General features: G+C 57.4%; 25 protein-coding genes. 15 read left to right on the forward strand and 10 right to left on the reverse strand.

Annotation, left to right across the window (positions count from 1 at the left end):
• Positions 1-13: 13 nt before the first annotated feature.
• The 4 genes from AC8GFZ_RS02205 (at position 14) to AC8GFZ_RS02220 (ending at position 1,939) form a co-directional block, all read left to right on the forward strand.
• A complete protein-coding gene (locus tag AC8GFZ_RS02205) occupies positions 14-415 on the forward strand; it encodes a hypothetical protein (protein WP_506641904.1) in 402 nt (133 codons plus the stop codon).
• Positions 415-1,197 (forward strand): hypothetical protein, encoded by a 783-nt coding sequence (locus AC8GFZ_RS02210; protein WP_506641906.1) that lies wholly within the window; start codon positions 415-417, stop codon positions 1,195-1,197. Before AC8GFZ_RS02205 ends, AC8GFZ_RS02210 begins: the two co-directional genes overlap by 1 nt.
• Before the next feature lie 224 nt (positions 1,198-1,421).
• Positions 1,422-1,655, forward strand: a complete 234-nt coding sequence (locus AC8GFZ_RS02215; protein WP_506641907.1) for a hypothetical protein — start codon at positions 1,422-1,424, stop codon at positions 1,653-1,655.
• A gap of 56 nt (positions 1,656-1,711) precedes the next feature.
• Positions 1,712-1,939 (forward strand): hypothetical protein, encoded by a 228-nt coding sequence (locus tag AC8GFZ_RS02220; RefSeq protein WP_506641909.1) that lies wholly within the window; start codon positions 1,712-1,714, stop codon positions 1,937-1,939.
• Between the two features lie 94 nt (positions 1,940-2,033).
• Here AC8GFZ_RS02220 and AC8GFZ_RS02225 read toward each other — a convergent pair whose 3' ends face one another.
• The 9 genes from AC8GFZ_RS02225 to AC8GFZ_RS02265 all read right to left on the reverse strand — a co-directional run bounded on the left by AC8GFZ_RS02225 (position 2,034) and on the right by AC8GFZ_RS02265 (position 9,075).
• The gene (locus AC8GFZ_RS02225; protein WP_506641911.1) at positions 2,034-2,546 is read right to left on the reverse strand and encodes an aromatic-ring-hydroxylating dioxygenase subunit beta; all 513 of its coding nucleotides are present in this window, start codon (positions 2,544-2,546) and stop codon (positions 2,034-2,036) included.
• A complete protein-coding gene (locus AC8GFZ_RS02230) occupies positions 2,543-3,850 on the reverse strand; it encodes an aromatic ring-hydroxylating oxygenase subunit alpha (protein WP_506641913.1) in 1,308 nt (435 codons plus the stop codon). The genes AC8GFZ_RS02225 and AC8GFZ_RS02230 overlap by 4 nt, the downstream gene beginning before the upstream one ends.
• Complete coding sequence (locus AC8GFZ_RS02235) at positions 3,847-5,394, reverse strand: cryptochrome/photolyase family protein (RefSeq protein ID WP_506641915.1); 1,548 nt, start codon at positions 5,392-5,394, stop codon at positions 3,847-3,849. Before AC8GFZ_RS02235 ends, AC8GFZ_RS02230 begins: the two co-directional genes overlap by 4 nt.
• Positions 5,395-5,419: 25 nt before the next feature.
• Positions 5,420-5,584, reverse strand: coding sequence for a DUF2256 domain-containing protein (locus AC8GFZ_RS02240; protein WP_506641917.1), 165 nt, complete (start codon positions 5,582-5,584; stop codon positions 5,420-5,422).
• 7 nt (positions 5,585-5,591) lie between these two features.
• The gene (locus AC8GFZ_RS02245) at positions 5,592-7,031 is read right to left on the reverse strand and encodes an NAD-dependent succinate-semialdehyde dehydrogenase (RefSeq protein WP_506641919.1); all 1,440 of its coding nucleotides are present in this window, start codon (positions 7,029-7,031) and stop codon (positions 5,592-5,594) included.
• Between the two features lie 134 nt (positions 7,032-7,165).
• A complete protein-coding gene (locus AC8GFZ_RS02250) occupies positions 7,166-7,534 on the reverse strand; it encodes an MAPEG family protein (RefSeq protein WP_506641921.1) in 369 nt (122 codons plus the stop codon).
• Between the two features lie 41 nt (positions 7,535-7,575).
• On the reverse strand, positions 7,576-8,232 hold the full coding sequence (locus AC8GFZ_RS02255) for an aquaporin (protein WP_506641923.1): 657 nt from the start codon (positions 8,230-8,232) through the stop codon (positions 7,576-7,578).
• Positions 8,229-8,732, reverse strand: coding sequence for an arsenate reductase ArsC (locus AC8GFZ_RS02260; RefSeq protein ID WP_506641925.1), 504 nt, complete (start codon positions 8,730-8,732; stop codon positions 8,229-8,231). Before AC8GFZ_RS02260 ends, AC8GFZ_RS02255 begins: the two co-directional genes overlap by 4 nt.
• Positions 8,733-8,748: 16 nt before the next feature.
• A complete protein-coding gene (locus AC8GFZ_RS02265) occupies positions 8,749-9,075 on the reverse strand; it encodes an ArsR/SmtB family transcription factor (protein WP_506641927.1) in 327 nt (108 codons plus the stop codon).
• 206 nt (positions 9,076-9,281) lie between these two features.
• On the opposite strand from AC8GFZ_RS02265, the gene AC8GFZ_RS02270 reads away from it, so the two are divergent.
• The 11 genes from AC8GFZ_RS02270 to AC8GFZ_RS02320 all read left to right on the forward strand — a co-directional run bounded on the left by AC8GFZ_RS02270 (position 9,282) and on the right by AC8GFZ_RS02320 (position 18,634).
• Positions 9,282-10,058 carry an ABC transporter ATP-binding protein gene (locus AC8GFZ_RS02270; RefSeq protein ID WP_506644198.1) on the forward strand — a complete coding sequence of 259 codons (777 nt, stop codon included), beginning with the start codon at positions 9,282-9,284 and terminating at the stop codon, positions 10,056-10,058.
• Positions 10,051-10,761 (forward strand): ABC transporter ATP-binding protein, encoded by a 711-nt coding sequence (locus AC8GFZ_RS02275; protein WP_506641929.1) that lies wholly within the window; start codon positions 10,051-10,053, stop codon positions 10,759-10,761. Before AC8GFZ_RS02270 ends, AC8GFZ_RS02275 begins: the two co-directional genes overlap by 8 nt.
• 21 nt (positions 10,762-10,782) lie before the next feature.
• Complete coding sequence (locus tag AC8GFZ_RS02280; protein ID WP_506641931.1) at positions 10,783-11,997, forward strand: ABC transporter substrate-binding protein; 1,215 nt, start codon at positions 10,783-10,785, stop codon at positions 11,995-11,997.
• A gap of 33 nt (positions 11,998-12,030) precedes the next feature.
• Positions 12,031-12,915: a branched-chain amino acid ABC transporter permease gene (locus tag AC8GFZ_RS02285; protein WP_506641933.1), complete on the forward strand. Its 885-nt coding sequence runs from the start codon at positions 12,031-12,033 to the stop codon at positions 12,913-12,915.
• Between the two features lie 5 nt (positions 12,916-12,920).
• A complete protein-coding gene (locus tag AC8GFZ_RS02290) occupies positions 12,921-13,880 on the forward strand; it encodes a branched-chain amino acid ABC transporter permease (protein ID WP_506641935.1) in 960 nt (319 codons plus the stop codon).
• Positions 13,881-13,928: 48 nt separating this feature from the next.
• The gene (locus tag AC8GFZ_RS02295) at positions 13,929-14,906 is read left to right on the forward strand and encodes a Bug family tripartite tricarboxylate transporter substrate binding protein (RefSeq protein ID WP_506641937.1); all 978 of its coding nucleotides are present in this window, start codon (positions 13,929-13,931) and stop codon (positions 14,904-14,906) included.
• 9 nt (positions 14,907-14,915) lie between these two features.
• Positions 14,916-15,467 carry a VOC family protein gene (locus tag AC8GFZ_RS02300; protein ID WP_506641939.1) on the forward strand — a complete coding sequence of 184 codons (552 nt, stop codon included), beginning with the start codon at positions 14,916-14,918 and terminating at the stop codon, positions 15,465-15,467.
• Positions 15,468-15,575: 108 nt separating this feature from the next.
• Positions 15,576-15,908, forward strand: coding sequence for a hypothetical protein (locus AC8GFZ_RS02305; protein WP_506641941.1), 333 nt, complete (start codon positions 15,576-15,578; stop codon positions 15,906-15,908).
• Positions 15,909-15,961: 53 nt separating this feature from the next.
• The gene (locus AC8GFZ_RS02310) at positions 15,962-17,122 is read left to right on the forward strand and encodes a cobalamin-independent methionine synthase II family protein (protein WP_506641943.1); all 1,161 of its coding nucleotides are present in this window, start codon (positions 15,962-15,964) and stop codon (positions 17,120-17,122) included.
• A gap of 33 nt (positions 17,123-17,155) precedes the next feature.
• Positions 17,156-17,998, forward strand: coding sequence for a shikimate dehydrogenase (locus AC8GFZ_RS02315; RefSeq protein WP_506641945.1), 843 nt, complete (start codon positions 17,156-17,158; stop codon positions 17,996-17,998).
• A gap of 6 nt (positions 17,999-18,004) precedes the next feature.
• Complete coding sequence (locus AC8GFZ_RS02320) at positions 18,005-18,634, forward strand: hypothetical protein (protein ID WP_506641947.1); 630 nt, start codon at positions 18,005-18,007, stop codon at positions 18,632-18,634.
• 4 nt (positions 18,635-18,638) lie between these two features.
• On the opposite strand, the gene AC8GFZ_RS02325 is transcribed toward AC8GFZ_RS02320, so the two are convergent.
• Positions 18,639-19,580 carry a tripartite tricarboxylate transporter substrate binding protein gene (locus AC8GFZ_RS02325; RefSeq protein ID WP_506641949.1) on the reverse strand — a complete coding sequence of 314 codons (942 nt, stop codon included), beginning with the start codon at positions 19,578-19,580 and terminating at the stop codon, positions 18,639-18,641.
• Positions 19,581-19,605 lie beyond the last annotated feature (25 nt).

The raw sequence follows: 19,605 nt of genomic DNA on the forward strand, positions 1-19,605 counted from the left end.
TGTTGCCGTTTCGATGTCAACTTTCGGGGTGCACTCGGCCGAATTGATCAGCTTGAAGGAAGCCAAGCTTCCAGAGGCCAGTGGTTCCCTCAAAACCAGAGGGATCACCCGCGGTCCGGCGATCAAAGTCAGTTCGCCCGACTTGACGGCGGCTGAAATCAAGTCTCCATTCGATTTGAAAGTATTGTTTGAGAGTCGGGGTGGCAACAAAGTGGACCCGAATGCGGTCAAAGTCAGTTACCTCAAATCAACCGAGGTGGATTTAACACCTCGGTTGCAAGGCGCCATTACTGCGGGTGGCATTGACTTCTCCAAAGCGGAGGTTCCCCCGGGAGAGCATGCGATCAAGATCACGGTCAAAGACTTGGATGGGCGCGAGAGCAGCACGGTCATCAATTTGAATGTTGCCAAATAATGAAGTGCCCTTATTGCACCAGCCTCATTGAAGACGAGGCCCTGGTTTGCAAGGTTTGCCACCGCGATATTTATCTGTTCAAGCCGCTGACAGAAACCATTCGATCGCTGCAAGAGAAGTTAAACGCCCAAGAAAATACAGACCAACTGCAAAAGCGCATTCAAGATTTGGAGTACTCGCTTGATGTCGCCCATCAAAAGCTACATGCCAAGTCGCTCACTTGGGCTGGGTTTTTTCTCGATTTGGCGCAATTTGTGTTCATCCCCTTGGCCTTGCTGTTGCTTGGGCATGCTCTCATCACGGTGGTGTATGACTTGCCCTTGATTTATCTTCGACTGATCTCCATCATCTTGCCCTTGCCCTTTGGGTATTGGTTGTTCAAGGGGCAAAGCAGATCGCTATTGCCTTGGTTTTTATCGGCGACATTGTTGGCCGGCCTGTCGGTCTTGGGCATGAGCGCCATCACCGCTTGGGTGGACCGTGTGCCCATCATGCCGCAAAGCATGCTGGAGTGGCGTGAGTTCATCGAGTACGCGTGCAGCATCGCGTTTAGTTTTCTCACCGGTATGCTGCTGGGTGGAATTGCCTATCACCAAACGCACCGACCGAAAAATGCAGGCAGCCCATTTTTAAAAATGTTGGTGATGCAGTTCAGCGAAGGCAAGCTCTCACCCGATGCCATCCAGCAAATCATCAAAAAGTTGGAAGGTTTTGGCAGCACAGCCCTGGCATTGGGGGCCACTGCCACGTCGATTTACACGGGCCTAAAGGGCTTGCTTTGACCTGCATGTGATGGCAGGCCGGTTGGGTCAAGGCGGCAACTGAGCTACAAATGATTTCCAATGGATTTGATACCTTTTGAGGCAGAAAGTTAAAGGGTTTAACCTGAACAAAAAAAGGGTAAACACGTATGAGATGACATTGACATACATATGTCATGCCTTGAACATCCGTATGCACCGATTGGGTGCGGCGTTTGATGATGGTTTACACAAAAAGGTACCCCATGGAAATCACAAGTAATATCAAAAATTGGATCAATGCAGTCACGGAAATCGGTGTCATGTTGATGGCGCTCGCCATCGTGGCCACCTTGTTGGTGGGTGGAGAAAACCTGCCCTTTTTCGGAACTGTTGTGGCCAATCTGACCCACCTGATCAAAGACCTGGGCGCGAGTGGTTTGTCTGGCTTGATCGCACTGGGCATCATCATTGCCCTGTTCACTAGAAAGCACACCTAAACAACAGACATGGGTAAACAACGGGCCTGCCCGTTGTTTACCCTCAGGGGAATGATGTGTTGAACAATCTCAAAAAAATCGGCTGGCAAGCCATTGAGTTGGGTGCCATCGTGGTGTTGCTGTCCATCGTTTTAACGGCTATTTTGGGCGCAGAGGGTGGGGTGGTCATCCAGGCCATTGCCAAAAATGCCATGACTTTATTGAAAGAAATTCCCTCTGGCACCACCATTGGCTTGGTGGCGCTTTTTGGCTTGTTTGCTCTTTACGATAAGCGCAATAAATAAACCCCAAAAGAATTTGCAGGGGGGGTCAGCCGTGATGTTGGGTAAGGCACAGGTCTTGCCATTCATTTTTAATACACAACGGCTTTTCTGACGATCAAATGCAATAAAAATCCAACATCGTGGGGATCTGGTCGTTCATCAAAATCACTTTCTTGTGGGTGATGCGCCATTGACCGTTCCGGGACGCCAGGTGGTGTTGATAGCTTCCAAAAAACACATGCTGTGTGCGTTGTTTGAGTTCGTACACATGGCAGGTCCAACTGGAGTCCACCACCACCCGCTCACTGTCATCGGGGTCCGGGGTAACCACACAGTTGGTCACGGCGTGAGAGGTTCTGGGCAATGGCTTGGAGGCCACCGACAGGCCAGAGCGCACGCGCCACACGCGGTCTTCCAAGCCTGCCCGGGCGGCGCAATAAATCAGTGACAGTTCGTGGTCTGGCGAGGTGCTCAAGCGGTGTTCGTCGGTCCAAGCGGGCAACCAAAAAACCGCGTCTTCTGTGAACAGGCCCAGCCATTCGTCCCAGCGTTGGGCGTCTAGGTGCAATGCCTCTTGATAGAGAGTGGTTTGCACCTCGTGGATGGTTTGCAGGGACAAACTTGTCATGACATGGCCTTTGCCCAATGCCGGTACATGGCGTGGAACACGGTTTCGTCGCTCATCTCGAAGGTGCCACTGACGGATGTGAGTGGTTGGATGCCCAAGGCCTGGGCGTGTTCATCAGGCCCCATGATGGACCTTTGCATGCCACGCGCGTGCCCTTGTTGCCATTCGATGGCACCCGAGGCCATGCCGCGTTGGCAGTCTTCAAAGATCACCGTGTCATCGGGGGTGGCCAAGCCACTGGGGTTGAAGAAATCTTCGTACTGGCGCAAGCGTTGGCGCCGCTTGTGCGCGTCCTCGCCCACTGGGGCCAAGCAGTAGGAGGTGATTTCAGTGCGGTCCACCGCCACCGGATGAATGACGCGCATTTGGATGGCCGCACTGGAGGCGATTTGCAAATTGGGAAACACATTGAGTTGTCGGGTGCGCATCATCCATTGGGTGCGCAAATCACCCACCCGTTGCTGGAGTTGTTCGCGTTGGTCAAACAAAGGGTGGTTTTCGACTGGGGTGGTGGTCCACACCATGGCGTGTCCTCGGGCAAAGCCAAAAGAGCCCATCATTTCTTTGGGTTTGTTCTGGCTTTGCCAAATGGTTTGGGGCGCATCCGCACGCCCAGGCATGCTCGCGCGGCGCTCAAGCAAGCGCAGGTAGGAAGGGTGTGTGGAGGCAAAGTGATAGGCGTCCACGGTGTTTTCGAGTTGTAATTTCCAGTTGGCTTGAAACCGGTAGTGCACCACGCCGGGCACCAACTCGAGCCCGTCGGGGGCCTGATCCACGGCCAAGTCGATCAAGCTGCGCACATCGCCCAGGTGCTCTTCCAGGGGCGGCACATCGGCCGAGAGACTGGCAAACATGAAGCCACGGTATTGGGCAAACCGGGCCACGGCTTGCAAGTCGTGGTTGTCTGTGTCAAACGATGGTGCGTAGTCGCCCTCGGCCTTGTCTTTGATCAAGAGGTTGCGCCCATCCGAGGCATAGCTCCACCCGTGGTAGGGGCACAGGTGGGCGCGCCGGTTGCCCGAGGCGTTCTGACACACCACTGCGCCCTTGTGTCGGCAAGAGTTGTGCAGGGCATGGATTTGTCCTTGGCCATCGCGGCTGATGATCACTGGGTTGCGCCCGATGCGCACGGTGATGTAGTCGTGTGGCTGGGGGATTTGCGAGGCATGGCCGACAAACACCCAGCCGCGTTCAAAAAATTGGGTCATTTCCCGCTCAAACACGGCCGGGTCGCGAAAGGCATCGCGGTGCACCCGAAACACGCCTTCATCGGGCCGGTCGTCGATCAAGTGGCCCCAACTCATTCGGCCCCCACCGTGCCAGCCAGAATGGCCTGTGTCCGTTGGGTGATCGCTTGGCGTTGTTCGGGGGTCAAGCGCGCTAGATTTTTCAATTGCATGGCCATGCGGGGGTTTTGCCGGAGCAGGGTCTCGTGGCGCATCAAAAAATCCCAATACAAGGTGGTGAAGGGGCAGGCCTGGTCGCCTTCGCGCAGGGCCGGGTTGTAGCGGCAGCTGGCACAGGGGCCGCCCATGCGTTGGATGTATTTCCCCGTGGCCACATAGGGCTTGCTGGCCATCAGACCACCATCGCCAAACTGGCCCATGCCCAGAGTGTTGGGCAGCTCCACCCATTCCACCGCATCCACATACATGGCCAAATACCATTCGTGCACTTGCTTCGGTTGCACACCCAATAACAAGGCATACAGGCCCGTCACCATCAAGCGTTGAATGTGGTGGGCATATCCATGTGCCAGGGTTTGGGTGATGGCGTCTTTCAAGCAAGCCATATCGGTTTGACCCGTCCAATACCAGGCGGGCAAGTCTTGCTCGGCATTGAGGGCATTGCGCTCGATATAACTGGGCATTTGGGTCCAGTAAATGCCGCGCACATATTCACGCCAACCCAATATTTGCCGGATAAAACCTTCCACACTTTGCAAGGGGGCATGGCCATTGCGGTAAGCAGCCTCGGCTGCGGCCACCACTTCGCGGGCGTTCAAGAGCTTCAGATTCAGGGCTGCCGACAGGTGTGAGTGATACAGCCACGGCTCGCCGGGCCACAAGGCGTCTTCATAGCGGCCAAACAGGGGCAGGCGTTCTTGGATAAACCGATCCAGTGATTGCAAGGCCTGCGCACGGGTCACAGGCCAAGCAAAACTGGCCAGCGTGCCGGGGTGTGATGCAAACCGTTGCTGAACCAACTGCACGACCTCTTGGGTGATGGCATCGGGCTCGAAAGTGGCGCGGGGCGGTATGGGGCCCGGGCCTTGGGGGCCGAAGGCCTCGCGGTTGTCGGCGTCAAAGTTCCACTGCCCGCCCGCAGGTTGGGCACCGTCCATCAAGATGCCAAAGCGTTGGCGCAGTTCGCGGTAAAAGTATTCCAGGCGCAGGGTTTTGCGGCCTTTCGCATGGGCTGAAAAATCGGCCACCGAGGTGAAGAAATGGCGGTCTTCGCAAACCTCGAGCGACAACCCAGTGGCCTTCACCGTGGCCTTGAGGCTTTGCCACACGCGGTGGTCGCCCGGTGCGGTCATCACCACCCTTTGCGGTTGCAACCGTGCCAGGTCGGTTTGCAAGGCGTCGGCCAGTGTGCGGGGCTCAGTAGCGTTGTCACCAGCGCCCATGCGTTGGTAATGGAGTGGCCGACCCAATGCCTGAAGTGCCTGCGCAAAGTGGCGCATGGCACTCAAAAACATCACCAAGCGTTGTTGGCTGGACCACACGTGGGTGGACTCTTGCGCCACTTCGGCCATCCACACGGCGTCTTGTTGCGGGTCAAACCCATCAAAGGCGGCTGCATCGGCATCCAGCTGGTCGCCCAGCACCAGCACCAGCGTTCTCATGGGCGGCAGGAATGGTTCACAACGGTCATGGGGTAGCCGACTTCTGTTTGCGACACGCGTCTGAGCAATACAAAACCTGGTTCCAATTTTTAGCCCAGGATTTGCGCCAAGTCATTTCACGCCCGCACACACGGCACAGCTTGGAGGGCAAATTTTGTTTGTTGCCCTTGAACGACTGCGCCTGCTTCATGCGCCACTCACACGTTCATGATGGTCACAGCCCGGGCGTTCAAATAGGCGTCCATGGCCTCTGGGCCGCCTTCGGAGCCGTAGCCCGAATCTTTGATGCCACCGAAGGGCATTTCGGCCGAGGGAAGGGCGGGCATGTTCATCCACAGCATGCCCACTTCGACGCGGCGCGCCAGGATGTCGGCGTTTTTCAGCGAGCGGGTGAAGGCGTAGCCGGCCAAGCCAAAGGCCAAGCGGTTGGCTTCGGTGATGGCCTCGTCCAAGGTGTTGAAGCTGCGGATGGCGGCCATGGGGCCAAAGGGCTCGTCGTTGAACACCTTGGCTTGCAAGGGCACGTCGGTCAAGATGGTGGGCTGCCAGAAGTTGCCTTCGCTGCCAATGCGCTCGCCACCGAAGGCAAGTGTGGCGCCTTGTTGGATGGCATCGGCGGTGAAGTCGGCCATGGCAGTGACGCGGCGGGGATTGGCCAGCGGGCCCATGGTGGTTCCTTCAGCGGCACCATTGCCCACTTTGAGGCCTTGGGTGTACTTGACCATTTCTGCGGCAAATTCTTTTTTGATGCTCTCGTGCACCAAAAAGCGGGTGGGCGCAATGCACACCTGGCCCGCGTTGCGGAACTTGGCCGCACCAGCCGACTTCACCGCCAAGGAAATGTCGGCGTCTTCGGCCACGATCACCGGCGCATGACCGCCCAGCTCCATGGTGACGCGCTTCATGTGCTGGCCAGCCAGTGCGGCCAATTGCTTGCCCACGGGCGTGGAGCCGGTGAAGGTGATTTTGCGGATGATGGGGTGGGGGATCAGGTAGTTGGAGATTTCGGCCGGTGTGCCGTAGACCAAACCCAACACGCCTTCGGGAATGCCGGCATCGACAAAGGCGCGGATCAGGGCGGCGGGTGCGGCAGGTGTTTCCTCGGGCGCTTTGACGATCATCGAACAGCCCGACGCCAAGGCGGCGGCCATTTTGCGCACCACTTGGTTGATGGGGAAGTTCCATGGCGTGAAAGCCGCCACCGGACCCACGGGGTCTTTGATGACCATTTGGCGTGCTGACAGGTTAAAGCGCGAAGGCACGATGCGGCCATACACGCGCATGCCTTCGTCGGCAAACCATTCGATGATGTCGGCCGCGGCCATGGCTTCGACCTTGGCTTCAGCCAGGGGCTTGCCTTGCTCTTGGGTCATCATGGCGGCGATGTCACCGGCGCGCTCGCGCATCAACGCGGCCGCTTTGCGCATGATTTTGTTGCGCTCGATGGGCAGCATGCTGCGCCAAGTTTCAAATCCCTTTTGCGCCGCTTGCAAAGCGCGGTCCAGGTCGGGGATTCGGGCGTGGGCCACCCGGCCAATTTCTTTGCCCGTGGCCGGGTTGAAAACCGCCAGCGATTCGCCAGCGGCAGCGTCGCACCATTGGCCATTGATGAAAAGTTGGGTATTGGGGTATGTCATGGCGGGTTCCTTTTGAAGACGGGGGATTTTCTACCAAAAATCGGCAAAGGCTTTGGCGCGTTATGTCAGCAGTGGTGGGTCGACGCGGCCAAACTTGACCAAAGGGGGTCCATGGTGCCTAGCCTGGTGAAATTTCAGAATGCAGCAGGCAAGGCTTTCACCACACCCCACAAGCCGCCCGCCCACAAACTGGCAATGGCCAAAAGGGCCAGGCTGAAGCCGCCGCCGCGCTTGGCAGGGTCTTTTTGATAGGCCAGGGCATACCAAATGCGGCCTGCCACCCAAGCCAAGCCCATGGCGGCTGCGCCGGTATCGCCAATGAATGCGGCATACACCCACAAAGCGGGCAGCAGCATCAGGGCGCTTTCCATGGTGTTCATTTGCACGCGGTAAGCGCGGTCAAACATCTCGTGCCCAGATGTGGCGGGTGCTTTGACGTCGTATGTTGCGCGAGCACGCCCCACGTTGATGGCCGTCCAAAACATCACGGCGATGGCCAGCAAGGTGATGAGGGCGGCATAGGGCAGTGGGGTAATGGCAATTCCTAGGATGGATGGGGTGGGGGGCTTAACAAGCGATGGAGCAGCCAGCCCAGGGCAGCACCCACCCATTGTGACGCCACAAACCCCAGGGCATCGGATGGCGCAATGCCCGCAAAGGTGTCGCTCATCATGCGCCCAAACACCGCAGCTGGGTTGGCAAACGAGGTGCTGGCGGTGAACCAATAGGCAGCGCCAATATAACAAGCCACCAAGGCCGATGCTTTGCCCGGGGGCGACCTCAATATGACAAACAACAGCCCAGCCGTGGCCACTGCTTCGGCCAGCCACTGGCTGTGCCCAGTGCGCACTTTGGTCGACCATTGCAAGATGGGCAGCTCAAACATGGCGTGGGCCAGCCAAGCCCCCAGGGCCGCACCCAGCAATTGGGCCACCACATAGCCAGCCAACAAACGCATGGGCAATTCTTTGCGCAAGGCCATCACCCATGACACGGCGGGGTTGAAGTGTGCCCCGCTGATGGGGCCGATGGTTTCGATCAGCACATACAGCGCAAACACGGTGGCCAAGGTGTTGGCCAGCAGCGCCACAGCCACATTTCCGCCGCTGAGGTTTTCGGCCATGATCCCTGAGCCAATCACCGCGCACAGCAAGGCAGCGGTGCCCACCATTTCAGCCCCATACAGGCGCCAAGTTTTCATGGCTGGGCCAGCGCACGGGCGCTTTGCTGCAAGCTCATTCGTTCCAAGCTGGCGTTGGGCAGGCTGGTGAAAATTTCCAACCGCCGTTTGATTTGGTGCAGGGTTTGCGCAAACGCGGCCAATTTCTCGGCCTCGCTGCCTTGCGTTTCGGAGGGGTCGGCATAGCCCCAGTGGGCCGTGGCGGGTTGACCGGGCCAATAGGGGCAGACCTCACCGGCGGCGTTGTCGCACACCGTGATGACCAAGTCCATTTGGAGCGCGCCGGGTGCGGCAAACACGTCCCAACTTTTGCTGCTCAAACCTTGGGTGCTGATGCCTGCCTTCTCCAGGGTGCGCAGCGCCAGGGGGTTGGGTTGTTGATTCTCGCGGGGGCTGCTGCCCGCTGAGTGGGCGATGAAGCGGCCCTGACCCATGTGGTTGAGCATGGCCTCGGCCAAGATGCTGCGCGCTGAGTTGTGGGTGCACAGGAACAAGACATGGATGCTTGGGTTGTCGGACATTTTTATCTCCAAGGAGTTAACAGATTTTGTGAACGGAATGGGCCTCGACCTCGCAGCTTTGGCCTTGGCAGCAGTTTTCAGACAAATAGGCCAGCACCGCATTCATGCGATCGAAATGCGCTCGGTAAATCAAGTTGCGCCCGCTGCGCTCTTGGCTGACCAAGTCGGCATGCATCAAGCCTTTGAGGTGAAACGACAAGGTGTTGGGTGCCACATCCACATGGGCGGACAGCTCCCCGGGGGTGAGCCCCGTGGGGCCAGCTTGCACCAAGGCCCTGAATATTTGCAGCCGAGAGGCCTGGGCCAAGGCGGTGAGGGCTTGCACGACAGATGTTGATTCCATAATTCCATCTTAATGGAAGTATTTGACAGTTTGATGACGCCCAAGACCTTTGGGGCCATCAAATCTTGACCTCGGTTTTCAATGACTTGACTTCAGTGGCCTGGCATTAGGGGTTTGTCCGAACCAAGGGATAACCACGTTACCCAAAGCATTCTCTCCAGCGCAGAATGAAGTTCATCCATGAAACCAGCGCGATCCACGACCTTATGGCCGAAGACATCATTCTCAAGACCCACGACCTGATCAAGGAGTTCAAGGGCTTTGTGGCTGTCAACGGGGTCAACCTGCAGGTTCAACGGGGTCATATCCATGCCTTGATCGGGCCCAACGGTGCCGGCAAGACCACGGTGTTCAACCTGTTGACCAAGTTTTTGATCCCCACCCGCGGTCAGATTGTGTTCAATGGGCAAGACATCACGGCCGCCAAGCCGGCGCAAATTGCCCGCAAAGGCATCGTGCGCTCGTTTCAAATATCGGCCACTTTTCCCAATCTCACCGTCATGCAGAACGTGCGCATTGCCTTGCAACGCTCCACCGGAACAGCTTTGCACTTTTGGCGCTCAGAGCGCAGCTTGGACCAGCTCAATGACCGGGCGATGGAATTGCTTCAACAAGTCGATTTGGCGCCCATGGCCGATTTGATGGCGGTGGAGCTGCCCTATGGGCGCAAGCGCGCTTTGGAGATTGCCACCACCTTGGCCATGCAGCCCGAATTGATGTTGCTCGACGAGCCCACACAGGGCATGGGCCACGAAGATGTGGATCGGGTCACCCAGTTGATTAAAAAAGTTTCTGCCAACCGAACCATTTTGATGGTGGAGCACAACATGAATGTGGTGTCCAGCATTGCTGACACCATCAGCGTCTTGCAACGTGGCCAAGTGATTGCCGAGGGGCCTTACGCTGTGGTGTCGCAAAACCCACAGGTGCTTGAGGCCTACATGGGCAGTGCTGAAAACGAGCTTGAAGGTGCCCATGGCTGAAGCTGCCGAAGTGTTGCGCATCCAAGCACTCCATGCCTGGTATGGTGAGTCGCACATCTTGCATGGGGTGGACCTGACGGTCCATGCCGGCGAGGTGGTGACTTTGCTCGGGCGCAACGGCGCGGGGCGCACCACCACCGTCAAGTCCATGCTGGGCTTGGTGGGCAAGCGAAGTGGTTCGGTGCAAATTTTTGGCCACGAAACCGTGGATTGGGCACCGCACCAAATTGCCCGCTTGGGGCTGGGGTATTGCCCTGAAGAGCGGGGAATTTTTTCGGCCCTCTCTTGTGAAGAAAACCTGCTCTTGCCACCGGTCATTGCCCCTGGTGGCATGGGCTTGGACGAAATTTACGAGATGTTTCCGAACTTGTACGAGCGCCGTACCAGCCCTGGTACGCGTTTGTCGGGCGGCGAGCAGCAAATGCTGGCGGTGGGGCGCATTTTGCGCACTGGCGCCAAGTTGCTACTGCTCGATGAAATTTCTGAGGGCTTGGCGCCGGTGATTGTGCAGGCCTTGGCGCGCATGATCAAAGCCCTCAAGGCCAAAGGCTTCACCATCGTCATGGTGGAACAAAACTTTCGGTTTGCCGCTCCCCTGGCAGACCGGTTCTACGTCATGGAGCACGGACGCATCGTCGAGGGCTTTGCCTCTGCCGAGCGCAAAGCCAAGATGCCCATGCTGCATGAATACCTCGGGGTTTGATACTTTCAACAGGAGACTTCAATGAAACGCAACATCCTCACCATCGCCGCTTTGGCCGCTTGTACCGCTTTTGGGGCGGCACAAGCCCAGGTGTCTGACGGCATCGTCAAAATCGGCGTGCTCAACGACATGTCGGGCCTTTATTCAGACATCACCGGTCAAGGTTCGGTCACGGCCGCCAAGATGGCCGTTGAAGACTACATCAAAGCCACCAAAAGCACCCTCAAAGTTGAGGTGGTGGGTGCAGACCATCAAAACAAGCCCGATGTCGGCTCCAATATCGCGCGCCAGTGGTTTGACACCGACAAGGTGGACATGATTGCCGACGTGCCCACCTCTTCGGTGGGCTTGGCCATTGCGCAAATTGCCAAAGACAAAGGCAAGTTGCATGTCAACTCGGGTTCGGCCAGCGCAGACTTGACCGGCAAGTCTTGCAATGCCAACACCATTCACTGGGCCTATGACACCTGGATGCTGGCCAACGGCACGGGCAAGGCCATTGTGAAAAGTGGCGGCAACACCTGGTTCTTTTTGACCGCTGACTACGCCTTTGGCCATGCGCTCGAGCGCGATACCGAGGCTGTGGTGGTGAAAAACGGTGGCAAAGTTTTGGGCAAAGTCCGTACGCCTTTCCCCACACAAGACTTCTCCTCTTTCTTGCTGCAAGCCCAGGCCTCCAAAGCCAAGATCATTGGACTGGCCAATGCGGGTGGCGACACCACCAACTCCATCAAACAAGCGTTTGAGTTTGGCATCACCAAGGGCGGCCAGAATTTGGCTGGCCTGTTGGTCTTTTTGCCCGATGTGCATTCCTTGAGCCTGGAAAAAGCCCAGGGCCTGATGCTGACCGAAACCTTTTATTGGGACTTGAACGACCAAACCCGCGCTTGGTCCAAGCGTTTTGCGGCGGCCAACGCTGGAAAGTACCCGTCCATGGTGCAAGCCGGTGTGTATTCCAGCGTGTTGCATTACCTCAAAGCCATTGACGCAGCCAAAACCGATGACGGCACCAAAGTGGCGGCCAAGATGAAAGAACTGCCCACCGACGACCCCTTGTTTGGCAAAGGCTCGGTGCGCGCCGATGGCCGCAAAATCCACCCTGCTTATTTGTTTGAAGTCAAAAAACCGGCCGAATCCAAGGGCCCGTATGACTACTACAAATTGGTGGCAACCATTCCTGCCAATGAGGCCTTCCGCCCCTTGTCTGAGAGCGAATGCCCCTTGGTCAAGAAGTAAAGCCAGCACGTTGTAGCCAACCAACCGATCACGATGGAGATTTTTGGCATTCCCTTGCAGGCCTTCATGGGGCAGCTGCTGATTGGGCTCATCAATGGGTCTTTTTATGCGTTGCTATCCCTGGGCTTGGCCGTGATCTTTGGCTTGCTCAACATCATCAACTTCACCCACGGCGCCCAGTACATGCTGGGCGCGTTCGTGGCGTATTTGTCCCTGACCCATTTGGGGGTCAATTACTGGGCGGCCTTGGTGCTGTGCCCCTTGGTGGTGGGTGCCACGGGTGTGTTGATTGAGCGCTTGATGCTCAAGCACTTGTACAAGCTCGACCACCTGTATGGTTTGCTATTGACCTTTGGTTTGGCGCTGATCATCCAAGGTTTGTTTCGCAATGAATTTGGTTCCTCGGGCATGCCTTATCCGGTGCCCGAGGTGTTTCAAGGGGTGTTCAACACCGGTTTCATGTTTTTGCCCAAGTACCGTGCTTGGGTGATCGTGGCCTCCTTGGTCGTTTGTTTGGCCACTTGGTATGTGATTGAGCGCACCAAGCTGGGCGCGTATTTGCGTGCCGCCACCGAAAACCCATCCCTGGTGCAGGCCTTTGGCATCAATGTGCCGCGCATGATCACGCTGACCTACGGCTTTGGGGTGGGCTTGGCGGCTTTGGCCGGTGTGATGGCCGCGCCGATTTACCAAGTCAATCCCACCATGGGTGCCGACATCATCATTGTGGTGTTTGCGGTGGTGGTGATTGGCGGCATGGGCTCCATCATGGGCTCAATCGTGACTGGTTTTGGCCTGGGCTTGATTGAAGGCTTGACCAAGGTGTTTTATCCCGAGGCATCGGCCACGGTTATTTTTGTCATCATGACCATTGTGTTGCTCATCAAACCAACCGGTTTGTTTGGCACGCAGAAATAAAACCCATGAACAGCCCCGCCTTGTCGCCCACTGCTGCCCAGTCCCAAGCCCATATGTGGGTGGTGTTTGCCTTGATGGTGGCGGTGTTGGCGATCGCACCGATGTGGGTCTATCCGATCTTTTTGATGAAGGTCATGTGCTTTGCGCTGTTTGCTTGCGCCTTCAATTTGTTGTTGGGCTTTGGGGGCTTGTTGTCGTTTGGCCACGCCATGTTTTTGGGCAGTGCGGGTTACGCCGCTGCCCATGCGTCAAAAATTTGGGGTTGGAACCCAGAGTGGTGTGTCCTGTTTGGCACCCTTTGTTCGGGGTTGCTGTCCCTGGTGGTGGGCGCATTGGCCATTCGCCGACAGGGTATTTATTTCGCCATGATCACCTTGGCCTTGTCACAAATGGTGTTCTTCTTTTGCCTGCAAATCCCTTTCACCGGGGGCGAGGACGGCATCCAGGCCGTGCCCCGGGGCAAGTTGCTGGGTTTGTTCGATTTAAGCGATAACCAAGCCATGTATGTGTTTGTGCTGGTCATTTTCTTGGCCAGCTTTTTGTTCATTTGGCGAGTGGTGCATTCGCCATTTGGCCAAATCCTCAAGGCCATTCGTGAGCACCAAGACCGGGCCACTTCTTTGGGCTATGACACCGATACCTTCAAGCTGATTGCCTTTGTCATCTCAGGTGCCTTGGCGGGCACGGCGGGGGCGACCAAGTCGCTGGTGTTTCAACTGGCATCCCTGACCGATGTGCACTGGACCATGTCTGGCGAAGTGGTGTTGATGACCTTGGTTGGTGGCATGGGCACCTTGTTTGGGCCTGTGGTGGGTGCTGCGGTGATTGTGACCATGCAAAACTACCTGGCCCATTTGGGCGCGTGGGTCACGGTGGTGCAAGGGGTTATCTTTGTGATCTGTGTGCTGGCATTTCGGCGCGGGTTGGTGGGCGAAATTGCGCACAAGTTGAAAAAATCTTTGTGATGGGGTCAGTTGTCCCGTCGCTGCCACATACTTTTGGATGAGGTTTTTATGCATGCTGTGTTGCGCCGTCTGCTTCTTTCCTTGTTGTGTGTCTTGGCCACCCCGGGGGCCTGGGGACAAGCTTGGGTTCCCAACAAGCCCGTTCGCCTGATCATTCCCCAAGTGCCCGGAGGTGGGGCGGATGCGATTGGCCGGGTCATCGCCCAAGGTATCTCCGAGCAAATTGGTCAACCGGTGGTGGCTGACAACCGGCCTGGCACCAATGGGGGTGTGGGGGTTGAGGCATTGATGCGCTCGCCCAACGATGGCTACAACCTGTTGTTGGTGTTCACCTCGGTGATGGCCCTCAACCCAGCGGTGTACACCAAGATCAATTACGACCCCTTGAAAGATTTGCTGCCCTTGGGCGGCATTTGCGAAGTGCCTTTGGTGATGATGGCCAGCAACTCGGTGCCGGCGCAAAACGCCGTCGAATTGGTGGCGGCAGACAAGGCCAAGCCCAAAACCATTTTTGGCGCCTCCAGTGGCAATGGTTCTTTTTCCCATTTGTTGCTGGAGATGATGAATGCCAAAACGGGCACCCGGTTCACCCATGTGCCCTTCAAGGGCGAGGCCCCGGCGGTGCAAAATTTATTGGGTAACCAAGAGGTGATGATCTACATCGGCACCCCTGCGCTGGCGATTGCCAATCAAAACAGTGGCAAGCTCAAACTGTTGGGGGTGACCACCCAGCAGCGCATGCCGCAGTTGCCCGAGGTCAAGTCGCTGCATGAGCAAGGCTTCACCGACTTCAACGAAAGCTTTTGGTATGGCGTGGCCGCCGCCGCTGGCACGCCACAGCCCATCTTGGACGCCTACAACAAGGTGATGGGCGATGTGGCCAAGTCGGCCACAGTCCAAGCCAATTTGGGCCGCATGGGCTGTGCCCCCTTGCCCATGTCGGCCTCTGAGTTTTCTGGCCGCATCCGCAGTGACCACGCCAAATACGCTGCGCTGGCCAAATCGGTCGGCATGAAAATCGATTGAAAGCCCCTTATGAACGCCAGACCGCAACTCAAACACGTTGGCTTGTATGTGCACGACATGGCCCGCATGGAGGCGTTTTATGCCGATGTTTTTGACCTGATGGTCACCGACCGTGGCCAAGTGCCCCGGTTGGGAAACCGCAACATCGTGTTCATGAGTGCGGCCGCCGACGCCCACCACCAAATGGTGTTGATCGATGGCAAAGACCCGGCCAGCGGCCCAAGCGTGGTGTTTCAGTTGTCGTTTTATGTGCAAACCTTGGACGAGTTGCGCCGCATCGATGCCAAGATGCGTGCCCAAGGCGTGACCGACATCACGCCGATCACCCATGGCAATGCCTGGTCGATTTATGCCAGCGACCCTGAAGGCAATGGCTTGGAGGCTTATTTGGACACCCCGTGGCATGTGGCCCAGCCCCATGGTCGGCCCTTTGATTTGAGCTTGCCGGACGCGGAGATTGAGGCCTTCACACAGGCGCTGATCAAGGACCAGCAAACTTTTGCCAGCCGTGAGCAATGGATGCGTACACAAGAAGCGGCCTTGATGGGCACGCCCCGCTAAAGCGGCGGCCCTTCGCCCAAGGGCTGGAGCAGCCCTCACCCAAGGGTTTGATCCCTTGTATGTGGGCCCCAACAGCGTATGTTGGGTGCTGCATCACAAGGAAACCACATGCGTTATGTTTGGGCAGTGCTCGCGAGCGCATGGTGTGGGTGTGTGTGGGCGCAAGACTGCAGCGCCCTCAAGGGCGATGAGTATGCGACTTGCAATGCCGTGCAGCAAAACAACCCCCGTTTTTGCGAAGACATCAAAGTGGCTGATGTTCGCTTGATGTGCCAGGCCAAAGTTCAGCCCAATTCCTATACCTGCGAAAAAATCAAGGCCGCTCATTTGCGAGGTGAATGCTTGCAGATGATCCGCAAAAAACAGTACAACGCGATATACCCCAACCCCACCCCAAAACCGAAAAAAGGTGAGGGCATGTCGGGCTGGGGCGGCAATTGAGCTGGGATGACGCGGCACAATAGGTGCCATTTCATCTACCCAAGGCCATCCGCATGAAGCGCAGCACAGACCGATTTTTGACCACCCACACCGGCAGCCTGCCCCGGCCCGACGACCTCATCCAGATGATGTTTGCCAAGGAAAGTGGTGTGCCCGTGGACAGCCAGGCCCTGCAAGCGCGCATTCGCCAAGCGGTGGCCGAAGTGGTGGCCCTGCAAACCAAAGCGGGTGTGGATTTGGTCAACGACGGCGAGATGAGCAAACCCAGTTACGCCACCTACATCAAAGACCGACTGGGTGGGTTTGGTGGCACGGGCAACAGTTTTGTCTACCAAGACTTGGCCGACTTTCCCGTGCTGGAGCGCAAGGTGTTTGGCGACCCAGGTCGTTCGCGGCGCAAAACCCCAGCTTGCAATGCGCCCATCACCTTGGTCGATGCCCAAGCCGCCCACACCGATGCCGACAACCTGTGCGCCGCTTTTGCCCAAGTGCCGCACGAATCGGCGGCGCAAGAAATGTTCATGAGTGCGGCGTCTCCGGGTGTGGTGTCGCTGTTTTTTCGCAACGACCATTACAAAGACCATGAAACCTATTTGTATGCCATTGCCGAGGTGATGCGCCACGAATACGAAAGCGTGGCCAAGGCCGGCATCGTGCTGCAAATTGACTGCCCCGATTTGGCCATGGGGCGGCACATCCAATATGCCGACTTGCCCTTGCCCGAATTTCGCAAACGCGCCCAAATGCATGTGGAGGCTTTGAACCACGCGCTGGCCAACATCCCCGCCGAGCAGTTGCGCATGCACGTGTGCTGGGGCAATTACGAAGGCCCGCACCACTGCGATGTGGATTTCTCATCCATCATCGACATCGTGTTCAAGGCCAAGCCGCATGCCATTTCGTTTGAAGCGGCCAATCCGCGCCATGCCCATGAGTGGACGCTGTTTGAAAGCGTCAAGTTGCCCGAGGGCAAGGTGCTGATACCCGGCGTGTTGGAGTCCAAAACCAATTTCATCGAGCACCCTGAGTTGATCGCGCAGCGCATCGGGCGCTACGCCCACTTGGTCGGTCGTGAAAACGTCATCGCCGGCAGCGACTGCGGTTATGGCACTTGGGTCGGCCAAGCGGCGGTAGACCCCGATGTGGTGTGGGCCAAGTTGGCCGCCATGGCCGAGGGCGCGCGCATCGCCAGCAAGCAGTTTTGGAAATCATGAAGCACCATTTCCAAGCCAATGCAGGACCAGTGCATGGCCAATAGCAACCAATTCAAATTGGCCGGCGTGATGGGCATGCCCATCTTCCAATCGCGCTCGCCCATCATCCACAACCATTGGATTGCCGTTCATGGCATCCAGGCCGCTTATGGCCACTTTCCAGTGCAAATCGACCAAGTCGAAGCGGCGGTGCGCGGTTTGGCCGCACTGGGGCTGGCGGGGTGCAACATCACCTTGCCGCACAAAGTCAAAGCCATGGCGCTGATGGACCACCTGACCCCCATGGCCCAACGGGTCGGCGCCATCAATTGCATCGTGGTGCAAGACGATGGCAGCTTGCATGGCCACAACAACGATGGCTACGGTTACCTGCAAAGCATCAAGGACGAGAAACCCGATTGGCGTGCCGATGTCGGCCCCATCACCCTGTTGGGTGCTGGCGGTGCAGCCCGCGCGGTGATCATCGCTTTGATCGATGCCGGTGCCCCAGAAATTCGCTTGCTCAACCGCTCTCGTGACAAGGCAGAGCAACTGGCCGCGCTCAACCCGCAGGTGGTGAAGGTGCTTGACTGGTCTGAGCGCTATGCGGCTTTGGCCGGTGCGGCCATGCTCATCAACACCACCAACCAAGGCATGTACGACCAACCCCCTTTGGACTTGGTGCTCGACGATCTGCCGCGCACGGCCTTGGTCAGCGATTTGATTTATGTGCCCTTGGAGACGCCCTTGATCAAAGCCGCGAAGGCGCGCGGACATGTGGCGATCAACGGCCTGGGCATGCTGCTCAACCAAGCCGTGCCGGCCTTTGAGGCCTGGTTTGGCATCAAGCCCGTGATCGATGCGGCCTTGCGTCAGAAAATCCTTGACACCTTTTGAACCGCCATGAAAGCCCTTTTATTTTTCGCGGACTGGCGCGGCCAGATTAAGAAAGCCTTGACCCATCGGCTGGGTTTGGCCCTGTTGACTGGTCTGCTGGTCATGCCTGTCTGTGCCAAGGACGGTGACTGGACCATGGGTGTCTATGCCGGCCAGTACCACAACCAAGAGCCCGCCAGTTTTTTGGCGGGCCGCAGCGAATTCAAAAACCATTACATCTTGGCGGTGACTGCCAGCAAACGCTTATGGCGAGCGGAGAATTGGCCCCTTGAGTTGGAGTTGGACGCCATGCTGGGCCAACAATGGGGACAAGCCACCCTCAGTGAAGTGGCCGTAGCCCCGGTGCTGCGCTGGAGTGGCTTGCCTGGCAGGGACACATTGGCCGTTGATGTGCGTGCGGGTCCACTGGGGATTTCTTATACCAACATCATCAGCCCCTTGGAGCGGGGCGTCAACGATCAAGGCAGTCGCACACTGAATTTTTTGATGCTCGAACTCACGGCCTCAGCACCCAAGAATCCCAAATCAGAATGGTTTGCCCGGCTGCACCACCGCTGCACCATTTATGACTTGATGAACAACTATGGTGCCAATGGCGAGGATTTTTTTGCCTTGGGTTGGCGGCGGCGTTTCTAGCCGGTCACTCCACCACGATCCCCTTGCCCTTGACCACCCGGGCCCACAAGGCCATTTGGGCTTGAATAAAGTCCTGGGCGGCTTTGGGTCCGCCTTTTTGCACCTCACCCCCCAATTGGGCGATGCGCGCTTTGACCTCGGGCGTGTCCATCGCCTTGATCAGGGCATCGGAGAGTTTTTCCACCACGGCGTCGGGTGTGCCCGCCGGCGCGAAGATGGCGTTCCACTCATGGATTTCACTGCCGCTCACACCCGCTTCGGCCAGGGTGGGCACATCGGGCAAAGCCGAGGCCCGTTTGCCTGAAGTCACGGCCAGGGCGCGCAGTTTGCCTGCTTGCACGTGTTGCAAGGTGGAGGCCAGGTTGCCAAAGAACAGGGGCACTTGGCCACCAATCACATCATTGAGGGCCGGGCCACCCCCTTTGTATGGGATGTGCACCATGTCCACTTTGGCCGCCGACTCAAACAAAGCCCCCGCCAAGTGTTGGGCGGAACCGTTGCCAGACGATGCGTAGGCGATGGCGTCCTTGCGCGACTTGGCCAAGGCAATCAAGTCGGCAATGTTTTTGGCCGGCAGCTGCGCGTTGACCAACACCACATTGGGAAACAAAGCCATCACCCCAATCGGCTTGAAGGCCTTGCTGCTGTCATACGGCAGTTTGGGAAACAAAGCCGGGTTCACTGCAAACGACGAAGCGTCCAGCATCAAGGTGTAGCCATCGGGCGTGGCCTTGGCCACAGCGCTAGCCCCAATTTGCCCGCTGGCGCCGGGACGGTTTTCCACCACCACGTTTTGTCCCAGCACCTCGGCCATCTTGGGCGCTACCAAACGCGCCATGGCATCGGCCCCGCCGCCGGGTGGGTAGGTGACGATCAGGGTGATGGGTTTGGTGGGCCAGGGGGGGGATTGGGCCCTTGCAGGGCCAACGCCAACAAACGCAGTCATGGCCAATGTCAAGGCACATAGAAAA

Origin of the sequence: Limnohabitans rimovensis (SeqCode) (assembly GCF_965234775.1) — a bacterium.
Taxonomy (GTDB): Bacteria; Pseudomonadota; Gammaproteobacteria; order Burkholderiales; family Burkholderiaceae_C; genus Limnohabitans; species Limnohabitans rimovensis.